Below are 17,606 nucleotides of genomic sequence, written 5' to 3'. Positions count from 1 at the left end.
TACTTGAGACCTAAGTACAGTACAGACATCGTTTTTTTGGTGACGACAACCGAAGGAATTATGAATATTCAGTTATTCATAATTCGTATCTAACAAGGGACTAACTCTTCCTCATCCTGGGGATGGGTTTTAGCTTCATCCATTTCATCAATGGAGATAGATTCTTGACCAATTACTCCTGGTTGACTTCCTAAAGTAATCAGTTCTCCATCACGTAGCACCAGCGAACTTTCACAGTTGGGACAAGAATATACTCTGTGAGTTCTGCCATAAACAGAAGCTTCTACTTCTTCAACTAATTCAGAATTAGATAAGTAGAAAAATAAAGCACGTTCGGCAAGTTCTGACATTGGTTCAGAATCTACTGCTGATCGAATCTTCAATTTCCTGTGCAGTTCTGGCGACAAATATAAAGTAACCTTTTGCTTAGTTTGCATAACTCTTTGGCGGCCTTACCCGGGTATGTATATAACGTTATCGGTTCTCTTTGGGGTTGTCAAGACAGCAAAACGTTTTGACGGCAATATTGTTACATTGCTTAATAATGGGCGTGGGGGATGGGGCATTGGGCATAGGGGATAACTGTTGACGGTTGACTGTTGACTGTTGACTGTTGAAACTGCATTGAAGGGAAATCCCACCCTTGGTTAAGAGTGGGATGAAATGAGAAAAGAGGAATTTTGTGTAAAGCAGGGGCTGCTTAATATTTATTGGGCAGTACCTCAATCAAGTTGGGCGAAGGGGTAAAGGTTAAAAACAACCTTTCACCTTTACCCTTTACCCCTTTCCCCTTACGCCTCTTGCAATACGGCTGACTTTTGGCTGTTGGCTAGTTGCTGTTGCAAGTCTTGCCAGCTGACTTTTTCTAGGCTGGGTAAAACTACATTAGCTATACCTAATCTTTCTACTGGCCCTAATCCTACAGACCACATTCCAGCAGATTTAGCGGCTTCAATACCAGCGCTGGCATCTTCTACAACTAAACATTTGGCTGGTGCAACACCAATTTGTTCGGCAGCAAACAAAAAGAGGTCTGGTGCGGGTTTGGGTTGGGAGACGCTGTAACCATCGGCTATGGCATCAAATTTATTGCCAATACCCAAACGTTGAATGACGGTTTGAGCATTTTTGCTGGATGAACCTAAAGCAACTTTAATCCCGGCTGCACGTAGTTCCTTTAAGAGGTTTTCGACTCCAGGAAGTAAATCGGCGGCGGTGATTTCCTCGATTAATTGCAAAAAGTAGTTGTTTTTGCGCTCCATCATTTCCTGAATTTTGGTTTCAGTCACGGGGCGATCGCCTAAAATTTGCATGAGGGTTTCTCTTCTGGGCAATCCTCTGATTGCGTCGTTAGCTTCTCTATCAAAGGGAATGCCTTCTTCATCGGCTACTCGCTTCCAGCCTAAATAGTGTAGTTCTGACGTATCAGTTAACACTCCATCTAAATCAAAGATTACGCCTTGAATTTCTGGCTGGGAACTGGGCAAATTCTCATCTGCTGGTTGGTTAGCAATTTCCATGTCTGTTTCTTGTCGCAGGTCGAAGTCGTACCACTGATTGCGCCATTGCAGCCTAAATTTTAAACGTTGCCAAGTGGGAGGTAAATGTGGCGAAGCAACTGGGCCAAATTCCGTCATTTTAATGCCGGCAAACCCAAATACCACTGCTTGCCAAACTCCTCCCGCACTGGCGGCGTGAATTCCTTCGGCTGCATTCCGCCTGACATCTTCCAAGTCTACCAAGGCTGAACGGAGAAAATGTGTGTAGGCGTGGGTGGGTTGGTTGAGGTCGCAAGCTAAGATGGCATGAATTGCTGGGCCTAGGGAGGAACCATAGGTATGGTCGGTGCGCTTGGTGTAGTAATCCCAGTTGGTTGCTAAGGTTTTATAGTCATACTGTTCCCTTAACAAATAAATCAGCATCAAGACATCTGGCTGTTTGAGAATTTGCTTTTGGCTGGTGGCTTCAATTCCCAATAAACCTTGTAGGGATGTGGTGCGGGGTTCGTAATCGGCAAAGTTGATTTCTTCGAGTTGGTAAAATCCTTCAAATTGCTCAATTAAACCAGTTGAATGCTCCTGATTGACAAATATACGCTCTTGGATATCAGTCCACTTATGCAACCGCTCTGTGGTTAAGTTGAGTTGTTGGGCTAATTGTGCAGATTTTTCGGGATAAGCTTGCTTCATCCAATCCCAAAGCGCTAAGGCTGATTGTAAATGCCAGCGCACCATTAAATTGGTGAAGGCGTTATTATCGACGCGATCGTGATTTTCATCAGGGCCAATCACATCTAAAATATCGTAGGATTGACGCTCGGCATTCCAATGAACTCGGCTTTCCCAGAATACGGCTGTATCTAAGATAATTTCTGCACCGTAATCATGCATCCAATCATCATCGGCTGTGGTTTGCCAATAATGCCAAACTGCATAAGCGACATCAGTGTTGATATGTACTTCGATATCACCACACCAAATTCTGACTAACTCACCGTTACCGCTTGCATGGGGTACCCAGCGGGGTGTAACTTCATCACCAGTATCGGCACTTTCCCAAGCATACATAGCGCCTTGATAGCCTGCTTCTTGGGCTTTGCGTCGCGCACCTGGTAATGTGTGGTAGCGATAGGTCAGCAAGTTCCGGGCTAGGGCTGGTTGCGTTAAGGTTAAGAAGGGAAGAATAAAAATTTCTGTATCCCAAAATATATGTCCACGATAGGCAAAACCAGAGAGGGTTTTGGGTGGAATACTTACGCGGTCATCGTGGCGGGGTGCGACAGCTAAGATTTGAAAAAGATTGTAGCGGACAACTAACTGAGCATAGCGATCGCCTTCAATGATGATGTCACTGTCTTGCCATACTTGCTCCCATGCGGCGATATGTGCTGCTAACAGAGTTGCGTAACGGGGTTCATCTGCTAAACGTTGTAAGGCTGCGGCGATGGGAATTTCTGTCTCCCGGGAGGTAAAGATGGTGACAATCTTTTCGACAGTAGCAGCTTTACCGGGTGTCGCTTGAAAGGTTGTGGTTAAAGTTGGAGAAGTATTCGCATTCTCTAAGCATACAGGTGGTGCATTTTCGCCTTCTACCACCAACTTAGTCGCCATTCCTAATTGAATTTCTGAGTGGCGAGTTTGGTTATACAACCAGATAATTTGCTCGATACCACCTTGATTCACAACTTTCCAGTGTGGGACACCTTGGGTTTGGGGTTCTGAATCTAAGCCCACGCTAAAAGAAATTTCGCCTGTAAAATCAATGGATGTTACCTGGGCGCGAATCGCTAACACATGTTGATCGGCTAAACTAGCGAAGCGCTCAAAGTGGAAATCTAATGTATGTCCTTTGGGGGAACGCCAGCGCACATCGCGGCTAAGTATCCCCAAACGCAAATCTAGGCGGCGTTCGTAGTTGAGAATCTCGCCACTGTCCATACTAAAGCGATCGCCTGCCACTTTCACCTCTAAAGGCAACCAGCTGGGACAATTAACTAATTCTGTATGGGAAATTACAACCTTATCGTATAGGCCATTAATTAATGTAGCCGTGGAATCTCCGGGATAGCCTTCCTCAAAAGTACCCCTCGTTCCTAAATAACCATTACTAATAGTAAAAACAGTTTCTTTATGATGCAGTTGGGCGGGATCAAAGACTGTTTCAATAACGTTCCAGTCTGTAGCTTCAGTCAGTGTCTGATTTTGTTGGGAATCGCGAACGGATAAGTTGACCATGAGTAATCATACCTAATTTTTTTAGAGGTTAGGTTGGGGCAGGATGAAATGCAATTTTCAAGAGTTCAATGAGCAATTGCGCTCTAGCTTTATTGCCTAGACTTGGTTGTAGCCTTAACGGGCGGATTGACGTTGTTGCTAATAGCAACGTTCCCAATTTCATCTGTCTATAGTTAGGTGTTTTTAATAACTCATGTTATGAGTCATTAATAATACAAATTTCACGAATCTATAGATTTGGTTGAATAGCGTAACACAACAATATAAATATGCAACTTTAACTCAAGAAAATGCTCACTGAGTAATCATACTAAAAAGCTCACTTAGTAGCCTGGACATCAAAAAAGGTAATAATTATTAAATTTTAGATATCATAGCGAACTGGTGAGTTTTTTTAATTGCTGTTCATTTCAGCAATTTTTATCTAAAACCTTATTAATAAAGGGTTTCAAGCCGCTATTGACTAACCACAAAATTATATATTTGTTTATTTTATATAAAATGAACTAACTAAAATATATTTAAAAGTCCATTTTGGGCGGCTAGGAGTAAAAATAGCTGGAAACGTTATCTAAGCTGTGTATTATAAGTTCGTCTTGAACTTTTGGGTTAGTGGTCTTGTGACAGTTCAGGAGATGGCTCTCTGCTAGATAATTTACCTTTTTAACTGTAAGGTTATATAGATATTCATGATTGATTGACAAGATAAATAATTTTGGGTTTTAGTTTATATTTTCTACCGAGAAAATGTGATCCCAGCCTCCTCGTTAATTCATTGATAATTTATTAGAATATTTGCCAAATATTAGGGCGATGATTAAAGCAATACAACAGTAATATTGACTAGGTAACAAAAATATTTTTGACTCCTAATATCTAATAATACATATTAATGTAAATTAACCTTATATTCTCAATTCTCAACAGCAAAATAGCTGGAAATTATCATAGTTTTCAGGTTTAGCTTTTGAATGGTGCGTAGGAGTAAAATCTATACTCATTAAAGCAGTTTGAAACTACTGAAATGAGTATAGAATAGCCATTCTCTACCTTTCAATTGCAGATGATTATGATGTTGTGGGCAATGCCCACACTACTACTACTAGTTGCGATCGCTCAATTACGGATTACTTCAACAATCTTAAACCACTTAAAGTTACTAATACTGTAGAGCCTTCATGCCCAATCACGCCGATGGGTAAGTTAATATTGCCGAGAAAGTTACCGATGAGTAGCAGCAGAATAAAACCTAAGGCGACAACGATATTTTGTTTAACTATACTTTGCGATCGCCTACCTAAATGCATAGCTACAGCAATTTTTTCTAGTTTATCGGCCATGAGGACAACATCGGCTGTTTCTAGTGCCACATCGCTACCAGCCACACCCATTGCAATACCCACGGAAGCCTGGGCGAGGGCTGGTGCATCATTGATCCCATCGCCTACCATTGCCACTGTTTGATATTTTTTCTGTAAATCGCTAATTACAGATAACTTGTCTTCTGGTAACAGTTCAGCATACACGCGATCAATACCCACAGTTTGAGCGACACTATGGGCAGTTCGCTGGTTATCGCCAGTAATCATCACAATTTCAGCAACACCCAACTTTCTTAAGCGTTTAATTGTTTCGGCTGCTTCTGCACGTACCATATCTGCAATAGCGAGGGTACCGACAATTTCATAACCATCTTCTCTTCTGGTTTGGGCTACCCACACAACTGTCTTGCCTTCTTGTTCCCAAAATTGAGTCAAATTCTGCAAATCCTGGGGAAATTCTGGCACATACTCGCTAATAAAAGCCGCATTCCCCACCATTACCTGTTGCTCTTGAATAATACCGCTAATTCCCTTTCCAGGGATAGCTTGCACCTCCAGCGCGCCCACCCAATCTATGTTAGCGGCTGCCTGCACAATAGCTTTACCAATGGGATGTTCTGAGTATGATTCTAGAGATGCAGCGGCTGTTAACACATCAGTTTGCGAGTATTTACCATAAGGTATTACTTCACAGACTTGCAACTCCCCTGTTGTCAAAGTACCAGTTTTATCGAATGCGATCGCTCTTACTTGCCCTATCTTTTCCAACTGGGCACCGTTTTTAAATAAAATCCCCTGTCTGGCACCATTGGCAATTGCTGACAGCAGTGTAGGCATAATAGCAGCCATCAAAGCGCAGGGGGAGGCTACTACCAAAAATGTCAGCGCCCGGTAAATTGTGGTTTCCCAATCCCAACCCCAAAGAAATGGCGGCATAATTGCCAGCAATAAGCCCAAAGTGACAATTATTAGGGCATATTTCCGTTCAAATTGTTCAATAAATTCTTGGGAAGGCGGTGCTTCTGTTTGCGCTTGTTCGACTAACCGAATCACCCGTTGAATCAAACTGCTGCTGGCTGGTTTATGTAACTTGAGCTTTAGCGCCCCATAGCCGTTGATTGTCCCCGCAAAAACTTCATCGTTGACTGTCTTCTCCATAGGTAAAGACTCGCCTGTAATCGCCGCTTGGTTGAGGGTGCTGTAACCAGAGACAATTAAAGCATCAGTAGGAATTAACTCTCCTGGCTTGACAATAATTTCATCCCCTACCTGTAACTGGTGAATCGGAACTAACTCTTCTTTTCCTTGACGTAAAATCCTGGCTGTATCTGGAGTTAGACTCATCAAACTGCGAATACTGCGTTCAGTTCGCCGCATCGCATAGCCTTCGAGTGCGCCACTAATCGCAAAAATCAAAATTAAAATAGCCCCATCAATAATTAAGTGGTATTCCCTGCGCCATAAGCCCAAGCTAGCAGCACCAAGCGCTGCCACAATCATCAGCAAATCTACATCCAGTTGTTTTTCCTTGACGAGGGTAGTTAACCCCTCACGGGCGCTTTCATAACCACCAATTACATAAGCTGCGGTTAATAACAACATTGCCCATCCCAGCCAGCCAAGATGCAAGGTGAACCAGCCCAGAAATAACAGCACTCCACAAACTAAGGCTGCTAAGGTATCTCCATGTTCTTTGGTGAATTTGGTTAAATGCTGTGGGTAGAGCATGAGATTGAGAAACTAAGCGGACTATCTCACACTAAACGTTGACATTAATGTTAATGTCAACGGTGTAGGAGTTAAAAATGGAGACATGAAAACTGGTTGCTTAACTATTAAAGAACTTACTGATGCTGTGGGTGGGGGAATTACTCCGCGCATGGTACGCCATTACCATCAATTAGGATTACTACCGCAACCAGTGCGATCGCCTAGCAATTATCGCCTTTATACTGAGAAGGATGTGATTAGGCTGCAACGGATTGTGGCTTTGAAGCAGCAAGGGTTTCAACTCAACCACATCCAGCAAATTCTGGAAGTAGAACCAGAAGCAGACACCACAAAAACCTTGATGGCGCAATTGCAAAAGCAGTATCGTGCAGTCATGCAGCAAATTTCCCAACTGCGACAAACAGCATCAGCATTGGAAGGATTATTAGGAAGGGATCAACATTGTCAAAATACCCAAGCGGAAGTTTTAGCACAACTGAAGTTACTAGAAGTGGAAACGCAAACAGGATTAGGCGGATTAGAACAACTGTGGAGTGGTTTAGATGCGGAAATCCATACTCATCCAGAAGCTTTTGCAGAATCTTTGCATCGATTGTTACCCGACTTATCTGAACGTTCCGAGATTGAACAACACCTAATTTCCCAACTAGTATTAGCTTGTGGTGATGTCAGTTTGGTATCATTTGTCAAGCTCAGTCGAGATGCGATCGCAGCTAGTCGTCATGCTCTCTCTGCAAATTGTCAAATTGTTGTCGATATCCCTACAGTGGCTGCTGCTCTAGATAATCCGAGATTAGTCCATTTAGGTTGTCCAGTAAAAACATTAATTGATAATCCCCATATTACAACAGCCACAGAAGCAGAACTGGCTTTTTGGCAACAGCAGCAATGGCGAGAGAAATTACAGCAAATTCCTACAGGTTGTATTGTGGTGATTGGTTATGCGCCTTCAGTGCTGGTGGAAGTATGCAAAGCTATAAATAAGCAACAAATTCAGCCTGCATTAGTGATTGGAATGCCTATTGGCTTTAGTCATGCTCCCGCAGCCAAGCGGCTTTTGCTGCAACAACCGATACCTTTCATCACCATAGAAAGCACTGTAGGCGGTGGCTTGTTAGCGGCTACAGCCCTTAATGCTCTGGTAGAATCGCTAATTGAGAAGCCAGATTGTCATTGTTATCTTAGTCGCTAAGGGGCAGGGATCAGGGAGAGAATTATCCGTAGCCTGGATTTAGAGAAATGGTATTAGCTTGAGCGTCACGCATCACGAATTATATATGCTGTATTTGGTGCGTTGTGCTGTGCGACAACACACCCTGAAGATTTACTTTATAAATTGTCTTGGATCATCATTGCGGGCAATTTTTATAGTCTTGGCTCTTGCTATAACCTAATAATCAGAATTTCAGCGAAAATTAGCCAGCAAGATTCGCAACCTGAATTAGCAATAGTTTCAGGGATTCCGGGAATACTGAGGGAGAGGCAAATCAAGACTTTAAGAAATTTTACTTTTATGAATTGGTATTGTGCTGTTAGTATTGCGGGAATATTTAGTATTTACAATCTCACATTTGCACACACTTGTGATGCTCAGATTGCAGCCGATGGTACTTTACCTACAATAGTTAAATCTAGGGATCGCCTCAATTTCACGATTAATGGTGGTAGCCAAGTTGGAGGCAATCTTTTTCATAGTTTTAGCCAATTTTCTGTACCAACTGGTGGGTCTGCTAATTTTAATAATAATCTCTCAATTCAAAATATTATTAGTCGTGTTACTAGTATGGAGCCTTCTTTAATCGATGGCAGAATTCGTACTCTTGGTAAAGCTAATCTCTTTTTAATTAATCCTAATGGAATCATCTTTGGTTCCCATGCCAAATTAGACATAGGTGGTTCATTTTTCGCAACTACAGCCAATAGTATAAAATTTGCGGATGGCAAAGAATTTCATACTTCAACTGATGGAAATTCGCCATTACTAACTGTCAGCGTCCCTATGGGATTACAGTATGGCAGTAAATCCTCATCTATTGAAGTCAATGGCGCTAATCTGACAACTTCAAAATATCAAATGCTAGCTTTAATAGGTGGCAATCTGACTATCAATAACAGTAAATTAATTGCCAATAGCGGTCATATTGAATTAGGTGGAGTAGCAGATTCAGGAATGGTTGAGCTTTCATGGATAGGAAGCCAGCCAAAATTGAGTTATCCTCAAGATTTGACGAGGGCTAATATATTAATTAGTAATAATAGTTTAGTCACAACTAGCGGCAGTGGCGGCGGTATTATTCAACTCACAGGAAAAAATTTAACTATTGAGAACTCTCGCATATCTACTTTTACATTAGGTGAAATTTCAGGCGCAAACTTGCTTTTAAATGCTTCAGATGCGGTGATTGTGAAAAGCGATCGCACTACTCAAACCTTTACAGATGGCTTGTTTGCAGAAAACAATGGCAGTGGTGATAGCTTAGGAATCACCATCAATACTAACAAACTTCGGGTTGAAGGCGAAGCTCGAATATCGACAGTAACTTTACCTAACTCCCTAGGTAAGGGAGGAGATATCACTATTAATGCTGCGGATACAATTGAACTGAGTGGTGTTGATTCATTAGATGAAGCTGTCGCTACTGGGTTAGTAACAGATACATTCGGTCATGGCGCAGGCGGGAATTTAACTGTTAATACTGGCAAGTTAACTGTTAAAAACGGAGCACAACTCTCTGCTGCAACTTTGAGTAATGCCAAAGGTGGCAATTTAACAGTAAATGCCACAAAATCTGTAGAATTATTAGGTGTTTCACCTGCTGATATCCTCGCTAGTGGTTTGTATACTTCAGTTCAAGAAGGTAGCGGACAAGCAGGAGATTTAATAGTTAATACTAGACAGCTAATAATCAGTGATGGAGCGCAAATTTTTTCTGGAACATTGGCTGCAGGAAATGGTGGAAATATCATTATTAATGCTAGTAATTATATCAATGTCAATGGGGTTTCTCCTATCAAGAGATATACTGGAGGTGTGTTTAGTAGTGGGGATATTCATTCTACAGGCGATGCCGGAAATTTAACAATTAATACCAATGATTTAACCGTCCAAAATGGAGCCAAAATTAGTGTAGGTACAGAGGGTTTGGGTAAGGTAGGCACAATAAATATTAACGCAAATAACTTGATTCAGTTATTAGGTAACAGACTGGCTGAAAATGAACCATTAGACCCTGCAACTGATGTCACTTTTATATTTAGTAGTCTATTTGCTAATGTTCTAAATATTAATAATAAAAACGATGCTGGCAACGTAGAAATCAATACAGGCAAATTCTTAGTTCAAGCAGGAGCTAGAGTAAGTGTTGATAATGAAGGATTGGGTAAAGGCGGCAACATTAACATTAATGCCAACTCAATCTTGCTTGATAATGCAGGTAACTCGCTACATGATGCAGGTGGAATTCAAGCCACAACTAAATCAGGTGAAGGAGGCAATATCACTTTACAAATAAAAGATATTCTATTAATGCGTAACGGTAGCAAAATCACTACTGATGCTACAGGTGGTAATGGCAATGGTGGCAATATTACTATTAGTGCCAATTTATTAGCATCTGCTGAAAATAGCGACATCACAGCTAATGCAATTCAAGGTCAAGGGGGGAACGTTCAAATTACAACTCAAGGTATCTTTGGTATCGAATTCCGCCAACAACTCACTACTCAAAGCGATATTACAGCTAGTTCTCAGTTTGGGTTAAATGGTGCTGTAGAAATTAAAACTTTAGCCGTTGATCCTAGCAAAGGGATTGTTATCTTACCAGTGCAGCCAAATGATGCTTCATCATTAATTACTCAAGGCTGTGGTCAGAATCAACCAAGTCAATCTAGCCGTTTTGTTGTGACTGGAAGGGGTGGTTTACCCCAAAATCCAGAGGTAGCATTGGGGAGTGACACAGTTTTAGAAGATATCCAAACAGTTCCGATTTTAACAAACAGCGATCGCTCTGGGTTGATTGCCACTTCTATAAATTTACCATCGCAGACTGCCAATGAGATTGTAGAAGCTCAGGGACTCGTGATTACTCCTCAAGGGGAAATGTTATTAACAGCAAAAGCACCAGCCACTACTCCTCATAGTTCTGGACTCAACTCAGCTAGCTGTTCTAGCAATTAGATATTCATCAAAATAGTTGGTGTTGCTGATTGATTGACAGTAGATAGCAACTTCTCAAACTGAGATTTTACGCCAATTTGAGGTACAGATGATTGATGTGTTGCAAAGTTTTTTTGAATTAATATCAGAATAAATTTTTAGAGATTCCGTAAAGTCATCAAGCCCATAAATCAGTATTTTCACTATTGAATTCTTGCTATCAAATTAAATTAATCATTGTTTTTATATAAATGCTGAGATTTTTGAGTTTTTAATCCAGTTAAAGTCTAGCAAATAACCTGATAAAATCTCATCTTTGCAAAAATTTCTTTGATTAATTACTTTTTATAAGTAATTTTTATTAAAAATTAGATGAATTAATTAAACCCTAATTTGCGTACTATTACTATATATTTTTTAAAAGTAATTTTTTAGGATGTAATTTACATTGAGGCGATTTTAGCAAACAATGTAATTACAAGATAAGTTGACTAATTGTCAGAGTATTTAGCCTGAATAAGCAACTATATGAGCTAAATATTTGACTCCTAGTAAATAATTTTGTGATGTATCTTTACAGATACATCAGTTAGCTGTTGATCCAAATGTAATTTATACATGAGTGATGAATAATATGGATGTGACCCCTGAAAATTTGAGCGTAACAGCATCTTTGCTTGAAGATTTAAGTGATGAGCAATTAGCAGATTGTGTTGGTGGCTGTGATATTCAGATTACTTCTAGCAACTATCGAGTTGCACAAGTGCCGTTGTATGAACTGCCAATATTAGGAGAAACCAAAATCAAAATCGCCTTTTTAGGCATCTCTTACGATCCTAATGGCTCAAAGCGCTATATAAGCGATCGCAATGTCAAAGAAGCTGTAGTTGAGGCTGATGTCCACAGCATTCTTCAGGGTATTGCCAGTTTACCAATTACCACTTGGCAATACAAAGACCAAGACGAGACAATTCGCCATATTGGCCCGATGGCTCAAGACTTTGCAGCTACTTTCAATGTTGGAGAGAGCGATCGCACTATCAATGTTGTTGATGCTCATGGTGTAGCTTTAGCAGCCATTCAAGCACTTTACCAAGTAATTCAAAAACAAGATGCTCAAATTAATCAATTGCAAACACAGTTACTGGAGTTAAAGCAACAGATTATTCAGTAGTTCCATTGATTTTTTTGTATTTCTCAGTAATATACCAGCACTTTTTTGATTTTAAATAAAGGCTTCATGCCTTTTAAACCAGCATTATAGCTTTGTTTGATATTCGTCAAAATAAATTAGTAAAAAATAGAAAATATTATATTTTTTTAACAAGTCGTTCATCGATAGGAGCTAATAAATCATGGATAGGAAAAATCAAGCATCACTGATTCAGGATAGTTTGATTGCCGAATTAACTGATACTGATTTAGCCGATTGTGTTGGAGGTTGCGGCTATATTAATCCAGCTGGTCAGGAAATTATTGCTAACAATGGTACGCTCAACGCTCTGGGGCTGCAAAACAATCCAAATATTGTGTATGACCCCAATGGTTCTATCCGCTATAGAAGCGATCGCCATCTCAAAGAATCTATAGCAGAGGTTGATATCTACGCCATTCTTCAAGGTATTGCTAAGTTACCGATTACAACTTGGCAATACAAAGACCAAGACCAGACAATTCGCCATATTGGCCCAATGGCTCAAGACTTTGCAGCCACTTTCAATCTTGGGGAGAGCGATCGCACTATCAATTTTGTTGATGCTCATGGTGTATCTTTGGCAGCGATTCAAGCACTTTACCATGTAGTGCAAAAGCAAGAATCTCAAATCAATGAATTGCAAACACAATTACTTGAGTTAAAACAACAACAGCAATTTTAAATTGTTTGTGAAAATATTTATGATGTTTTTTTGGCTATTCTACAGATAATCCTTCTTTACTTCAATTTGAGATAGGAAAGATATAACTTCTAGGGTAGCCATTCCGTGTCTTTACTGTTCTGAATTATCCTTTCTGCTACATAATTTATCTGAAATTGCTGAAATAATTGCAAAATTGATGGCATTTATTCAGTAATATCCTAGTCAATATTTAAGTTTAAATAAAGCCCAAAATGATTTTTTTAGACAAACACTACAACTATTTTTAAAAGTTATGTTAATTATTAGAGATTAACAAAGATTTTTTTACATATTAATCAAATTCAGGTTTTTTTAACATTATGTCTATGAGCCATCAACAAACAGTTACCACAGCCAGTTTAATTAAAGAATTATTTCACTACCAGAATTATGCTTAGTCAGCCGAAGTTTAAAGCACACTTCCATGTGGAAATATCTCCTCCTAAAACTGTATTTCTATTAAGTGAGAAAGGGCATTTTGTTTTAAATGGGCGTTTATATTGCCTACTAGCACCATTACTCAACGGGCTTTACTCTGTGGCTGAAATTACTCAACAGCTGCAAGGAAAAGCTACGGCTGATGAGATTATCTATGCACTACAACAGCTGGAACGTAAAGGATATATTACCAATGCAAATCATATCCCACAGGGAGCATCAGCTTTTTGGGAACTGCTAAATCAAGATGCTAGCGTTGTTAGCCAACACTTCCAAGAATCGAAAGTTAGCATTACCACATTTGGTAATGTCACATCTGAACCATTGCATAATATCTTGGAATCCCTCAATATTCCCATTGGGGATTTTGGTAAGTTTGCTGTTGTAGTCACAGATGATTATCTCCAGCCTGACTTGGCAAGTTTTAACCGAGAAGCTTTACAAGAAAAGCGTTCTTGGTTGCTAGTCAAGCCAGTCGGTGGCGTAATTTGGATTGGCCCCATCTTTAAACCTGGACATACAGGATGTTGGGAATGTTTAGCACAACGTCTTAGGATGAATCGTGAGGTTGAGTCTTTTTTACAAGCGCAACAAAAAACTCTCAACTCGTTTCCAATTTCCCGTGCGGCTTTACCTTCAACTGTCAACACTGGGTTAAATCTTGCAGCTACAGAAATAGCCAAATGGTTAAGCAACCTAAAACCGCATCCTTTAGAAGGAACTCTGTTAACTTTCGATTTGCTGCATCTTAACTTGCAACGCCATACCTTAGTTCGTCGGCCGCAATGTCATTGTTGTGGTGAGCCGACTTATCTAAGTCAATACCAAACTCAACCATTAGTACTAAATCATCGCCAGCCATTGAGTGATGACGGCGGGTATCGCAGCTGTGCGGCTGAAAAAGCCTTACAAAAATACGAACATCATATTAGCCCGATTACGGGAATTATCAGCAATTTATTTCAACCTTTTTCCCAGAACGATTTAATTCACGCTTATGTTGTAGAGCATAGTTTTCCTAGAGAAGGTAGACAATTAGAAGATTTACGCCAGACAGCACGCCTGAAAAGCTTTGGTAAAGGAACAACAGCCGCCCAGGCGAAAATGAGTGCTGTAGGGGAAGCAATTGAGCGTTACTGTGGAACCTATACGGGAGAAGAACCCAGGGTTAAAGCTGCTTACAGCAATCTTGGTGAACAGGCTATTCATCCCTACAATTTTATGCACTATAGCGCAAATCAATATTGCGATCGCCAAACCTGGAATCAGCACCATGAGATTATTCAATGGGTACCTGTGCCATTTGATGAGAATCAAGAAATTGAATGGACTCCGATTTGGTCACTCAACAATCAGCAATTCAAATATCTACCCACAGCATATTGTTATTATGGCTATCCTTTAGCGGCAGATGCTTGCTTTTGTTATGCAGATACTAATGGAACGGCTGCGGGTACTTGCAAAGAAGAAGCTATTCTCCAAGGATTTATGGAGTTGGTAGAGCGAGATGCAGTAGCAATTTGGTGGTATAACCGTTTACAAAGACCTGCTGTTGATTTAAATAGTTTTGACGAGCCTTATCTAGATCAATTAAAAAGCTACTATCAATTGATTGGACGCGATTTTTGGGTATTAGACCTTACTACTGATTTAAATATTCCCACCTTTGCTGCTATTTCTCGCCGGATCAATCACCAACCAGAAGATATTCTTTTTGGCTTTGGGACTCACTTTCATCCCAAAGTTGCCCTATTACGTGCTGTCACTGAAATGAATCAAATGATATTTCTTTCTAATGGGGCAAATCCAAATTCTTCTGCCAAATTTACTCGTCAGGATATACAAAGTTGGTGCCAAACAGCAACATTAAATAACCAAGTTTATCTTGCTCCTGATGCCAATGTAATTCCTAAAATTTACGGAGACTATCCTGTTTACCACAGTCAAGATTTGCAATTAGATGTGCTGACTTGTGTTGATATAGCCGCTAAACATGGATTAGAAGTATTGGTTCTCGAGCAAACACGTCCAGATATTGGAATGGCTGTGGTTAAGGTTGTAGTTCCTGGTTTACGCCATTTTTGGGCACAGTTTGCCCCTGGTCGGCTTTACGATGTACCCGTCCAACTGGGATGGTTAAAAGCAAAATTAACAGAAGAGCAACTAAATCCAATTCCTATGTTTCTTTAGACTTTTGTGGCTGTTATAAATTAAACACATTATGAGGAATTGCTTTTTAGCATATATTTAACCTATGGAATCTATTGATACTAGTTGTAAAGCTGGTATAATTCAAGATAATAAAAAGCCTAAAAAAAATTATAAGTCTGACAAATTATCAGATAATTATTTTAAATTTATCGATTACTTTCCTGATTTAATAATCATCACTACACGCAGTCAAGGTTATTGTGTAGAGATTAATCAGTCATTTCTCAATGTCACAGGCTACAGTCGCGAGAATGTGATTGGCTACCCGATTACAGTCTTAGATATGGGATTTACTACAGCAACATACTCAAAAATTCAAAAAAAGCTCACAAATCAACAAACCATTGAGAATTGGGAAATTGAATTCTGTCTCAAAAATGGTGAAAAACGTATAGGCTTATTATCGGTAAAACTTTTAGAATGGCAAGGAAAAACTTATTTACTAAATATTATTCGTGATATCACAGAGCGGAAAGCGCTGGAAGAAAATTTACGCCGAATTGCGATGCACGATCCGCTAACAGGATTACCCAATCGCGCTTACTTTATGCAGCAATTAGACTATGCGATCGCCTGTCAGCAACATTATGATAACTATTTTTATTCGATATTATTTTTAGACTTAGATGAATTTAAAGCAATTAATGATAACTTTGGTCATGATACCGGAGATAAATTCTTAATTGAAATTAGCAAAAAGCTCAAAGCTAAACTGCGATGGGGAGATTTTATCGCCCGTCTGGGTGGAGATGAATTTGTAATTTTGTTGGAAGATATCAAAGATTTTCGTGATGCAGCTCGGATAGCTAATCAAGTAATTACATCCCTAAAACAACCTGTTTTAGTCAACGGTCATTACCTCTCTTGCTCCGTTAGCATTGGCATATCAACAATCTCAAAAAACGATAAATTACCTGAAGAATTACTACGCAAGGCAGATGCGGCAATGTATCAGGCAAAAGCCTTTGGGAAGAATCGTTATCATATTAGTTAATGGGAATGGGGCATAGCGCATTGGGCAATCAAGATGTTCTGATAAAAAACTCCTCACTATGATGGCATAACTCAAATTGAGCTATTCCCAAAATTAAGTGAATAAATGGATTTCCAATTGCATCTGGACAATGCATCGCTTGTTCAAGTACATCAGACGCATTTCTTGATTATCTTCTATGGTCATAAACAAGAAGGGAAAACACTAAAACTTAAATATATCAAGAGTTTTCAGACCATCTTGCAGGTTTAAACCCGTCAAAAAAAGTTGCCGAAAATCACCATAAATGGTCTTTGAGTTGGAATCTCAAGAGAGCATAATCTACTGCAAAAGGAATAGATACTGCATCTAATGTATGCGGTATCTATATCCTTTTTATATAAGTAATATTTATATTTACTATAAATTTTTTTGATGTTATGTACTATTGACTGATTGTAACAATCCAGTTAAATTTATTTACATAAGTTAATATTTATAAAAAATTTTATGTATACCAACAGTAATGGAGAAAACATTCTAAATAAATACAATGCTGACTACGATCCAGAAAAACAACGCCGCTACGCATTAACAGCAGGATTCGCTACATTGCTTGTCAGTACCTTAATATTGGTGGCTTTGGGTATCAGCTAAGATTTTTTGACATCGGTAGCAGAATCTCTCATCGTTATTTGGTTTTCTCCCCATCACCTCAGCTTGGTAGCTGAGGTTTTTTTTATGATTTATAGAAGTTTCCCAGGGTTAACCAGCCCCTTCTCCTGCGGAGAGGCTACGCCAACGGGGCGGGAACAGGCAAGAGGGAACAGGGAACAGAAGAAAAAAGTAGCCCGGATCTTGGTTTTAAGCCGAGTGGAATTGTGGGCGAAATAATCCTTGTATCGCGCTTGTTGGTTGAAACCCCAACGCCAGTTCTCTCAAGTCGAGCCAGCCGCTTGCGGGGGTTCCCCCCGTTGTGCGGACTGGCGTGGGAAACCCGCCCACGAGACTGGCTCCCCCTTGTGGGTGGCTTAGTTTTAAGAGTTGCCCGTTGCCTATTCCCTGTTCCCTTTCATTAATCATTAAATATTACTTAAGGCACAGTTTTATGGTGTCTTAATTGGGCATAAAATAATTAGCTCA

At 39.9% G+C, this 17,606-nt stretch carries 10 protein-coding genes; 7 read left to right on the top strand and 3 right to left on the bottom strand.

Annotation, left to right across the window (positions count from 1 at the left end; translation table 11 throughout):
• Positions 1-89: 89 nt before the first annotated feature.
• The 3 genes from HG267_RS36060 to HG267_RS36050 all read right to left on the bottom strand — a co-directional run bounded on the left by HG267_RS36060 (position 90) and on the right by HG267_RS36050 (position 6,784).
• Complete coding sequence (locus HG267_RS36060) at positions 90-437, bottom strand: hypothetical protein (RefSeq protein ID WP_045873910.1); 348 nt, start codon at positions 435-437, stop codon at positions 90-92.
• Between the two features lie 354 nt (positions 438-791).
• On the bottom strand, positions 792-3,734 hold the full coding sequence (gene pgmB, locus HG267_RS36055; protein WP_096621667.1) for a beta-phosphoglucomutase: 2,943 nt from the start codon (positions 3,732-3,734) through the stop codon (positions 792-794).
• Between the two features lie 1,127 nt (positions 3,735-4,861).
• Entirely contained in the window at positions 4,862-6,784 is a 1,923-nt protein-coding gene (locus HG267_RS36050) for a heavy metal translocating P-type ATPase (RefSeq protein WP_045873912.1), read from the bottom strand.
• A gap of 85 nt (positions 6,785-6,869) precedes the next feature.
• Here HG267_RS36050 and HG267_RS36045 point away from each other — a divergent pair, with 85 nt between their 5' ends.
• From HG267_RS36045 to HG267_RS36015, 7 genes are all read left to right on the top strand, one after another.
• Positions 6,870-7,979, top strand: coding sequence for a precorrin-8X methylmutase (locus HG267_RS36045; RefSeq protein WP_045873913.1), 1,110 nt, complete (start codon positions 6,870-6,872; stop codon positions 7,977-7,979).
• Positions 7,980-8,300: 321 nt separating this feature from the next.
• Entirely contained in the window at positions 8,301-10,964 is a 2,664-nt protein-coding gene (locus tag HG267_RS36040; protein ID WP_045873914.1) for a filamentous hemagglutinin N-terminal domain-containing protein, read from the top strand.
• A gap of 613 nt (positions 10,965-11,577) precedes the next feature.
• Positions 11,578-12,117: a tail fiber domain-containing protein gene (locus HG267_RS36035; RefSeq protein ID WP_052335403.1), complete on the top strand. Its 540-nt coding sequence runs from the start codon at positions 11,578-11,580 to the stop codon at positions 12,115-12,117.
• A gap of 181 nt (positions 12,118-12,298) precedes the next feature.
• A complete protein-coding gene (locus tag HG267_RS36030; protein WP_052335404.1) occupies positions 12,299-12,820 on the top strand; it encodes a tail fiber domain-containing protein in 522 nt (173 codons plus the stop codon).
• Positions 12,821-13,231: 411 nt separating this feature from the next.
• Positions 13,232-15,469 carry a TOMM precursor leader peptide-binding protein gene (locus tag HG267_RS36025; protein ID WP_045873915.1) on the top strand — a complete coding sequence of 746 codons (2,238 nt, stop codon included), beginning with the start codon at positions 13,232-13,234 and terminating at the stop codon, positions 15,467-15,469.
• A 64-nt stretch (positions 15,470-15,533) separates the two neighbouring features.
• A complete protein-coding gene (locus tag HG267_RS36020; protein ID WP_045873916.1) occupies positions 15,534-16,484 on the top strand; it encodes a diguanylate cyclase domain-containing protein in 951 nt (316 codons plus the stop codon).
• A gap of 489 nt (positions 16,485-16,973) precedes the next feature.
• Positions 16,974-17,120 (top strand): hypothetical protein, encoded by a 147-nt coding sequence (locus HG267_RS36015; RefSeq protein WP_168161039.1) that lies wholly within the window; start codon positions 16,974-16,976, stop codon positions 17,118-17,120.
• Positions 17,121-17,606: the final 486 nt, after the last annotated feature.

The sequence above is a fragment of the Tolypothrix sp. PCC 7601 genome, from assembly GCF_025677855.1.
GTDB lineage: Bacteria > Cyanobacteriota > Cyanobacteriia > Cyanobacteriales > Nostocaceae > Aulosira > Aulosira diplosiphon.
Note: the sequence above shows the minus strand (reverse complement) of the source record. Positions and strands in the feature narration are given on the sequence as shown.